This is a genomic window from Mesorhizobium sp. M0500, from assembly GCF_040321165.1.
Lineage (GTDB): Bacteria > Pseudomonadota > Alphaproteobacteria > Rhizobiales > Rhizobiaceae > Mesorhizobium.
In genome coordinates, this window is the sequence record NZ_JAMYRB010000030.1 from 45,509 (window position 1) to 52,645 (window position 7,137).

The 7,137-nt window shown below is 63.7% G+C and carries 4 protein-coding genes and 1 pseudogene; 4 read left to right on the forward strand and 1 reads right to left on the reverse strand.

The genetic code is table 11. The annotated features are described in order from the left end of the window. The first annotated feature begins 192 nt into the window (after nt 1-192). From clpB to NKI70_RS29540, 3 genes are all read left to right on the forward strand, one after another. Nucleotides 193-2,799, forward strand: coding sequence for an ATP-dependent chaperone ClpB (gene clpB, locus NKI70_RS29530; RefSeq protein ID WP_352570512.1), 2,607 nt, complete (start codon nt 193-195; stop codon nt 2,797-2,799). A gap of 147 nt (nt 2,800-2,946) precedes the next feature. Continuing rightward, nucleotides 2,947-3,312 (forward strand): MmcQ/YjbR family DNA-binding protein, encoded by a 366-nt coding sequence (locus NKI70_RS29535; protein WP_352456638.1) that lies wholly within the window; start codon nt 2,947-2,949, stop codon nt 3,310-3,312. Nucleotides 3,313-3,550: 238 nt separating this feature from the next. Further along, nucleotides 3,551-5,032 (forward strand): L,D-transpeptidase family protein, encoded by a 1,482-nt coding sequence (locus tag NKI70_RS29540; protein ID WP_352594839.1) that lies wholly within the window; start codon nt 3,551-3,553, stop codon nt 5,030-5,032. A gap of 21 nt (nt 5,033-5,053) precedes the next feature. On the opposite strand, the gene NKI70_RS29545 is transcribed toward NKI70_RS29540, so the two are convergent. Then, a complete protein-coding gene (locus NKI70_RS29545) occupies nt 5,054-5,686 on the reverse strand; it encodes a TMEM175 family protein (RefSeq protein ID WP_023675159.1) in 633 nt (210 codons plus the stop codon). A 168-nt stretch (nt 5,687-5,854) separates the two neighbouring features. On the opposite strand from NKI70_RS29545, the pseudogene NKI70_RS29550 reads away from it, so the two are divergent. Beyond that, nucleotides 5,855-7,063, forward strand: a pseudogene (locus NKI70_RS29550) (MFS transporter); the annotation flags it as partial. Nucleotides 7,064-7,137 lie beyond the last annotated feature (74 nt).

The following is a 7,137-nucleotide window of genomic DNA, read 5'->3' on the forward strand; positions in this document are numbered from 1 at the left end:
GCGGAGAGAAATCTCCGCCGTTTTTGTTTTGCGCGCTCGGAATATTATGCGTTCGCCAGTGTCGAGGCGTCTTGAGGGTCCGTGGTTTGCGTCCCATATCTTGCGTGAACAGGATCCGGCTCGAACGGGCGGGTCCGTCACCGCAATCTGATCCGGTGCCGCGAAGCGGGCCGGTGACGGAAGGAGACAGGCATGAATCTTGAAAAATATTCCGAGCGCGTGCGCGGCTTTATCCAGTCCGCGCAAACCATGGCGCTTTCCCGCAATCACCAGCAATTCACCCCCGAGCATATCCTCAAGGTCCTTGTCGATGACGACGAGGGCCTGGCTGCGTCGCTGATCGAGCGCGCCGGCGGCAATGTCCGTGACGTCAAGCTCGGCGTCGAAACGGCACTGGAGGCAATGCCCAAGGTCGAGGGCGGCAATGGCCAGCTCTATCTGGCGCAGCCGCTGGCAAAGGTGTTTTCGACCGCCGAGGAACTGGCCAAGAAGGCCAGTGACAGCTTCGTTACCGTCGAACGGCTATTGCAGGCGCTGGCCATGGAAAAATCGGCCAAGACCGCCGACATCCTGTCCAAGGCGGGTGTCACGCCGCAGGCGCTGAACCAGGTCATCAACGACGTACGCAAAGGTCGCACTGCCGATTCGGCGAGCGCCGAGCAGGGCTACGACGCGCTGAAGAAATACGCGCGCGACCTGACGGCGGACGCCCGCGCGGGCAAGCTCGATCCGGTCATCGGCCGCGACGACGAAATCCGCCGCACCATCCAGGTGCTGTCGCGCCGCACCAAGAACAACCCAGTGCTGATCGGCGAACCCGGCGTCGGCAAGACGGCGATCGCCGAAGGGCTGGCGCTGCGCATCGTCAATGGCGATGTCCCTGAATCGCTCAAGGACAAGCAGCTGATGGCGCTCGACATGGGGTCGCTGATCGCCGGCGCCAAATACCGCGGCGAGTTCGAGGAGCGGCTGAAGGCGGTGCTTTCCGAAGTCACGTCTGCCGCCGGCGGCATCATTCTGTTCATCGACGAGATGCACACGCTTGTCGGTGCCGGCAAGGCGGATGGCGCCATGGACGCGTCGAACCTGCTGAAGCCGGCGCTCGCCCGCGGCGAGCTGCATTGTGTCGGCGCAACCACGCTCGACGAATACCGCAAGCATGTCGAGAAGGATGCGGCCCTTGCCCGCCGCTTCCAGCCGGTCTTCGTCAATGAGCCGACGGTCGAAGACACTGTCTCGATCCTGCGCGGCCTGAAAGAGAAATACGAGCAGCACCACAAGGTGCGCATCTCGGATTCGGCACTGGTCGCGGCCGCAACCCTGTCCAACCGCTACATCGCTGACCGCTTCCTGCCGGACAAGGCGATCGACCTGGTCGACGAGGCCGCGTCGCGGCTCCGCATGCAGGTCGATTCGAAGCCCGAGGCGCTGGACGAGATCGACCGCCGCATCATGCAGCTCAAGATCGAGCGCGAGGCGCTGAAGGTCGAGAAGGACGATGCCTCGAAGGACCGGCTCGCGCGGCTCGAGAAGGAACTCTCGAACCTCGAGGAGGAATCGACCGAGCTGACTTCGAAATGGCAGGCCGAGAAGCAGAAGCTCGGGCTTGCCGCCGACCTCAAGAAGCAGCTCGACGAGGCGCGCAACGAACTTGCCATTGCCCAGCGCAAGGGCGAATTCCAGCGCGCCGGCGAACTTGCCTATGGCAAGATCCCGGAACTCGAAAAGCAGCTGAAGCAGGCTGAAGCCAGGGATGGCAAGGCCGGCATGGTCGAGGAAGTGGTCGGTCCCGATCACGTCGCCCATATCGTCTCGCGCTGGACGGGGATCCCGGTCGACAAGATGCTGGAAGGCGAGCGCGACAAGCTGTTGCGCATGGAAGACGAGGTCGGCAAGCGCGTCGTCGGCCAGGGCGAGGCGGTGCAGGCAGTGTCGAAAGCCGTGCGCCGTGCGCGCGCCGGCCTTCAGGACCCGAACCGGCCGCTCGGCTCGTTCATGTTCCTCGGACCGACGGGCGTCGGCAAGACCGAATTGACCAAGGCGCTGGCCAGCTTCCTGTTCGACGACGAGAGCGCCATGGTGCGCATCGACATGTCGGAGTTCATGGAGAAGCACTCGGTCGCCCGGCTGATCGGCGCGCCTCCCGGCTATGTCGGCTATGAGGAAGGCGGCGCGCTGACCGAAGCGGTGCGGCGCCGGCCCTATCAGGTCGTGCTGTTCGACGAGATCGAGAAGGCGCATCCTGATGTCTTCAACGTGCTGCTGCAGGTGCTCGACGACGGCCGGCTGACCGATGGGCAGGGCCGCACGGTCGATTTCCGCAACACGCTGATCATCATGACATCGAACCTCGGCGGCGAATATCTGGTCAATCTCGGCGAGGACCAGGATGTCGACGTCGTGCGCGACGAGGTGATGAATGTCGTCAGGGCTTCGTTCCGGCCGGAATTCCTCAACCGCATCGACGAGGTAATCCTGTTCCACCGGCTGCGCCGCCAGGATATGGGTCGTATCGTCGAGATCCAGCTCAAGCGCCTGGAAAACCTGCTTGTCGACCGCAAGATCGCGCTTTCGCTCGATCAGGAGGCGATCGACTGGCTGGCGGCCAAGGGTTACGACCCGGCCTATGGCGCGCGGCCGCTGAAGCGGGTGATGCAGAAGGAATTGCAGGACCCCCTGGCGGAAAAGATCCTGCTCGGCGAGATCCTCGACGGCTCAACCGTCAAGGTCACCGCCGGCTCCGACCGCTTGAACTTCCGCTCGAAGCCCGCGGTCGTGGCAACCGAGGCAGCCGCCTGAGCTCAAGCCAAGAGCCTGTTCCATCCCGATCGAATCGGGATGGAATTCCTGTCTTCAATCTCGACCATGATCCTTTCCGAAAAACCGGCATACCCTTTTGTTACGCCGGCCTTCGGTTCATGGTCCAACATCACTGGCGGGGCGCAGATGACGCTGGACGACTATAACAGCTTCTGCGCCTCGCTGCCTTCGGCGACCCATGTCGTGCAGTGGGGCGGCGCCCATGTCTGGAAGGTCGGCGGCAAGGTCTTCGCGATCGGCGGCTGGAGTGAGGGCAAGGAGCCGTTCGTTACCTTCAAATGCTCCGACATCGCCTATGACGTGCTGAGGGAGCAGCCGGGCCTTCGGCCCGCGCCCTATCTTGCCTCACGCGGCATGAAATGGATCCAGCGCCAGACCGGCGAAAGCATGGATGATGGCGCGCTGAAGGATTACCTGCGCGAAAGCCACCGTCTTGTCGTGCTGAAGCTGACGAAGCAGGCGCGCAAGGAATTGGGACTCGCTGCCGGTTAATCGGTCAGAAATCCGCCATCTTCATGCCCGGTTCATATTGGAACCTTATCGTTGGCAACTGATTTGCTGGCGAAGGGGTTCGCCTACCACATCGGCCCGAAATCGAGTTTTGATTTTCGCAAAGCACGATGCGGAGATTTAAAGCGTTAGAGCGTCCTTTGCGCGTCGAAAAAGACGCGCGGCGCTTTGAAGAGACAATGCCGGCGGCGGCAATTACGGACCGGAGAATTTGGCCATCATGTTGCGCACCATCTTCACCCTTTCAGCGCTTGCTGCCGGGCTGCTGGCGTCGAATGCGATGGCCTCGCCAATAGTGGATACCGCGCCACGGGTGGTTCGTGCCGCCAATGGCGGCGGCATTCTTGTCGCCCAGAACGGCAATCTCGATATCTACTACGATGCCAGGGGAAACCGCGTCATCGTCGATGCGGAGACCGGCAAGGTCATCGCCATCCAGCCGCCGCAGACCAGGCTCGACCGCCGCGCCTTGCGCCGCGAGCGCTTGCGCAATCTCGGACCGGTCGAGGACGACCGCTATTATCTCGACGACCCGCAGGACATGGCGCGCTACCGCCGCAGGCAGTTGGAAGACGAGGGCAGGATCATCGTGCCGCCGGCCGACGACTACGATCTTAATGGCGACAATTCGGTGGAAGCCTTCCCCGAAGCGCCACGGGATGACGGCTACGGCAACGGTTATCCGGAGGCAGCGCAGCCGGTGAGGCCGCGCACCATCGAGCGCCAGCCGCTCAACGAGGCCTCGATCGAGCCGGTCGAGCCGACGGTGCCGAACGAGCAGGCGGCCTTACCGCCAGACACAGCCCCGCCGCCAAGCACTGGCGGCAAGACGGCGGTCGACCCGTCGCTTGCGCTCGGCGCCCGCGAGGACGTGGCGGTACTGCAGGTGCTGCTTGACCGTGCCGGTGCATCGCCCGGCGTCATCGACGGACGCTTCGGCTCGAATGTCGACAAGGCGCTCGCCGCCTATAATGAGATCACCGGCAGCAATCTGAAATCGACCGACGCAATCGGCATCCAGGCGGCCCTGGCGCAATCCGGCGGCGATGCCTTCGCCTCCTATACGATCACGCCCGAGGATGCGGCCGGTCCCTATGTCGCCTCGATACCGGAGGACTACAGCCAAAAGGCCCAGCTCGATCGGATGGGCTACACGTCGGTACCCGAAGCGCTGGCCGAGCGCTTCCATATGGATGAAACCTATCTGAACAAGCTCAATCCGGACGCCAATTTCAATCGTCCGGGCACCATCATCAAGGTCGCCAATTTCGGCAGGCTGGTGGCGACGCCGGTGGCGCGCATCATCGCCGACAAGTCCAATAAGCAGGTCCGCGCCTATGATGCGGCGGGCAAGCTGGTCGCAGCCTATCCGGCGACTATCGGCTCGTCCGACACGCCGTCGCCGTCCGGCACGCATGCGGTGTCGCGTGTCGCATTGGACCCGAACTACACCTACAACCCGAACATCAATTTCAAGCAGGGCGAAAACGACAGGATCCTGACCATCCCGCCGGGGCCGAACGGCCCGGTCGGCTCGGTCTGGATTGCGCTGGACAAGCCGACCTACGGCATTCACGGCACGCCGGATCCGTCCAAGATCGGCAAGACCGAAAGCCATGGCTGCGTGCGGCTGACCAATTGGGACGCGCGCGAGCTTGCCAAGATCGTGACGCCCGGCGTTATCGTGGAGTTCGTCGACTAAAGCGCAACGCCTTCGCCCGAATCACCCGATGACCTTGCGCAGCAGTGGCGCGCGCAGCGCTGCGGCATAGATCAGCTGCACCACCAGGATGAAGCCGACGCTGAGCAACGGGCTGATCAGGCAGAGTGCAGCGCCGACGGCCCACAGGATCTGTGCCTTGACGATGCGCAGATAGACCGTTCGGGTGGTCTCCGCGTCGACACCTTCGGCCAGAAATCCGTTTTTGTCCGCGTAGCGCCAACTGGCGAGCAGCGTCAGTCCGAGCATCAAAAGATTGAACCAGTAGACGAGCACCGCAGTCCTGAATTCGAGGAAGTCGGCGAGAAGGTCGGTCGAGAACGGCAGCAAGGCGATGAAGCCGAGGAAACAGAGGTTCAGCGTGGCAAGCCGCCGGTCGGATTTTGCAATCAGCCCGTGTTGCGCCTGCTGGCCGAACCAGAAGATGGTCAGCGTCAGGAAGCTGAGCGCATAGGTCAGGAAGCGCGGCGCCAGTGCTGTGATCGCTGTGATCAACTCGCGTTCGGAATGCACCGTTTCATGCGCCGGCACCCTGATCTCGAGAACGATCAGGGTGAGCGCGATGGCGAACACGCCGTCGGTGATGCCGACGACGCGCCCGCGTCCTTCCGCCGAGGGTTCGAGCGGTCGTTTCATGCGGCATTTCCCCCTTGTCTGTAGCGCTGCGAGAAGCTTAGCACGGCACTTGCCGTTTGCACCCTGAGCGGCGTGATCCTGCCTGTGTGGCCAGGTTGGGCCTGGTTTCAACGAGAACAGCGTGCTGGCCGGTTGTCGCCGGCGCGCCGGCGATCTAGGTAAGGCGGCATGCACACGCCAACCAAAGTCGGTACCGGCGCCGTTCCCCTGACCGGCTCACTTCCCGCCGATACGTTCTGTCCGCAGGCGCAGCGGCGGTTCGTGCTGATCGCCGCGATCCTGGCTTCTGCCCTCGGCTTTATCGACGGGTCGGTCCTGGCCATTGCGACGCCGGCGATCCGCGTCGACCTCGGCGCCAGCCTCGCCGAGGCACAATGGATTTCCAATGCCTACGCATTGACACTCTCGGCCCTCATTCTCGTCGGCGGCGCCGCCGGCGATCGCTTCGGCCTGCGCCACTCCTTCGTCGCCGGCATCGTCCTGTTCATTGCCGCCTCGCTTGCCTGCGCGCTGGCGCCTAACCCGGCGGTGCTTATTGCGTTTCGGGCTATCCAGGGTGTCGGAGCGGCCATCATGGTGCCGGGCAGCCTGGCCATTATCGCCAAAGCCTATCCGAAAAAGGAACGCGGCCGGGCGATCGGCATCTGGGCCGCAGCATCGGCCCTGACGACCGCGCTCGGCCCGGTGCTGGGCGGCTTCGTGCTGTCGGCGTTCGGCGACGGCATCTGGCGGGCGATCTTCGCCATCAATCTGCCGCTCGGCCTTATCTCGGTCTATCTTCTGCTGGCCAAGGTCCCTGCCGACGCGCCGGCGGAAAAGCGCAGCCTCGATCTCGGCGGCGCTGCACTCGCCATATTGGCGTTCGGAGCTCTCGCTTACGGTCTGACCTCGATGAGCGGCGACGGGGAGGGGCTGATGTCCGGCCCGAGTATTGCCGCCGGTGCGGTTTTGCTCGTCGTGTTCATCGTCTTCGAGCGCCGGCGGCGCGAGCCGATGATCGATCTGTCGTTGTTTCGGATCGGCGCGTTCGCGGGCGCCAATGTGGCGACCTTCTTCCTTTATTTCGCGCTGTCGGCCAATCTGTTCTATCTGCCGATGCTCATGATCGCCGGATGGGGGCTGAGCGCGGCCGAGGTCGGTTTCATCTTCCTGCCGCTGTCGGCATTGATCGCAGTGTTGTCCGGACCGGTCGGCCAGTGGTCCGACCGCATCGGGCCTCGCTTTCCGATCGCCAGCGGCAGTCTGGTTGTGGCTCTTGCCTTTGCCGGACTTGCCTTGCTGGCCTATTGGGGCATCCACAATTTCTGGATCGGGGTATTCCCGCTGATGGCTCTGATGGGGTTCGGCATGGCGCTGGTGGTATCGCCGCTGTCGACCGGCCGCCGGGCGGGCGGGGGGGGGACAGCATAGGGGGGGGGGGCGGGGGCGCACAACACCCCCACCGCCCCCCC

Coding starts and splice junctions, on each gene's coding strand:
- clpB (WP_352570512.1), top strand. CDS start 193: ATGAATCTTGAAAAATATTCCGAGCGCGTGCGCGGCTTTATCCAGTCC.
- NKI70_RS29535 (WP_352456638.1), top strand. CDS start 2,947: ATGACGCTGGACGACTATAACAGCTTCTGCGCCTCGCTGCCTTCGGCG.
- NKI70_RS29540 (WP_352594839.1), top strand. CDS start 3,551: ATGTTGCGCACCATCTTCACCCTTTCAGCGCTTGCTGCCGGGCTGCTG.
- NKI70_RS29545 (WP_023675159.1), bottom strand. CDS start 5,686: ATGAAACGACCGCTCGAACCCTCGGCGGAAGGACGCGGGCGCGTCGTC.